Genomic DNA, 1,644 nt, shown 5'->3' on the forward strand with positions numbered 1-1,644 from the left:
AAATCCTTGGGATCGACGACCGGCCGCATGCCGGTGACGAGATCGGCGGTGAGCTTGCCGGCGCCCAGGCCGATGCCGAAACCGTGGCCGGAGAAACCGGTCGCGATGAAGAAGCCCGGCAGCGCCTCGACCGGCGCCTACACCACCACCTATTCGGCGGTGAATTTCAACGGCTTCGAGCCACTGAAAGCGATCTACATCTAGCCCAGTACGTCATGCCCGGGCTTGATGGGGTGGATGGCCCCCGAACGGCATCGATGTGCCAAAGTTGGGCTGCATAGTTGTCCAACTTGAGGGAGCCATCCATGGAAAAGGTTAGCACGATCGGTCTGGACCTGGCGAAGCGAGTGTTTCAGGTGCACGGTGTGAATGAGGCCGGGGAAGTTGTGGTGCGCCGCAGCTTGCGGCGAGGAGCGGTGCTGAGTTGGTTAGCCAAGCTGCCGCCCTGTGTGGTGGGCCTGGAAGCGTGCGGGAGCGCGCATCATTGGGCGCGGGAGCTGGGCCAGCTGGGCCACACGGTTCGGCTGATCCCGCCGTCCTATGCCAAGGCGTATGTGCGGCGGAACAAGAACGATGCGGCCGATGCGGCGGCGATCTGCGAAGCGGTCAGCCGTCCTTCGATGCGGTTTGTGGCGGTGAAGACGGCGGAGCAGCAGGCAGCGGCCGGACTGCACAAGGTCCGCGAGATGCTGGTCAAGCAGCGCACGATGCTGATGAATCAGTTGCGCGGTTTGATGGCGGAGTTCGGCGTCGTGGTTCCAGAAGGGCCGCGCCACATCCGCGAACTGCTGGCGATTCTGGAGGATCAGAGCGACCAGCAGGTACCGGAGCTGCTCAAGCGTGCGCTGCTGCTGACCGTGGAACGCCTGCAGGGTGTTCAAGGACAGGCCGAGGCGATCGACAAGCAGATCGTGGAATGGGGCCGCAGCAACCAGACCTACCGGCACCTGATCACCATCGACGGCTACGGTCCGATCCTCTCGAGCGCCATGGCGGCGATCGTGACCGCCCCCGAGGCATTCGCCAGCGGGCGGGACTTCTCGGCCTCGCTCGGCCTGGTGCCGCGGCAGAACTCAACCGGCGGCAAAGTCGTGCTGGGCTCGATCAGTAAGCGCGGCAACGGCTATCTGCGGCGGCTGCTGGTGAACGGCGCCATGTCCGTTCTCAACAGCAAGCGCGCCAAACAGGATCCGTGGCTCATGAAGCTCATGAAGACCAAGAAGCGCAAGGTGGCCGCGGTCGCCTTGGCCAACAAGATGGCGCGCATCGGCTGGGCGGTGATGATGCGCCAGGAGGACTTCCGGCCCAGGCAGACCGCTGCCTGAGCCGGAAAGCTTGCGAGGGTAAACGCGCGTGATGGCAACGTCGGTCGAACGACGGATCGAGAGCATCCTTCCCGAGTCAAAGGGGCAGAGCGACCCCGTGGGCTTGATCAGGCCTCGATCCACGGGTCCCATCAGGGCCAGCGGCCATCGGCCGCGCAAACAGGCCGTACACATGACCGCAAGCGACCGAAACTTGCCCAACGCGAACTTAACCCTTGCCAAGCGGGGGCCATCCACACATGACCCGGGCATCTGGTTCCACTCGGCACGAGATTGCCGGGTCAAGCCCGGCAATGACGACTTGCGGCTACTTCGCCGC

General features: G+C 64.3%; 2 protein-coding genes. Both read left to right on the plus strand.

What is annotated here, in order from left to right; all coding sequences use genetic code 11:
* The coding region (locus tag VHC04_RS14545) for a hypothetical protein (RefSeq protein WP_413789119.1) at nt 1–204 on the plus strand (204 nt) is incomplete at its 5' end.
* A 101-nt stretch (nt 205–305) separates the two neighbouring features.
* Nucleotides 306–1,325 carry an IS110 family transposase gene (locus VHC04_RS14550; RefSeq protein WP_325682473.1) on the plus strand — a complete coding sequence of 340 codons (1,020 nt, stop codon included), beginning with the start codon at nt 306–308 and terminating at the stop codon, nt 1,323–1,325.
* Nucleotides 1,326–1,644 lie beyond the last annotated feature (319 nt).

This window comes from Rhodopila sp. (assembly GCF_035548095.1).
GTDB lineage: Bacteria > Pseudomonadota > Alphaproteobacteria > Acetobacterales > Acetobacteraceae > Rhodopila.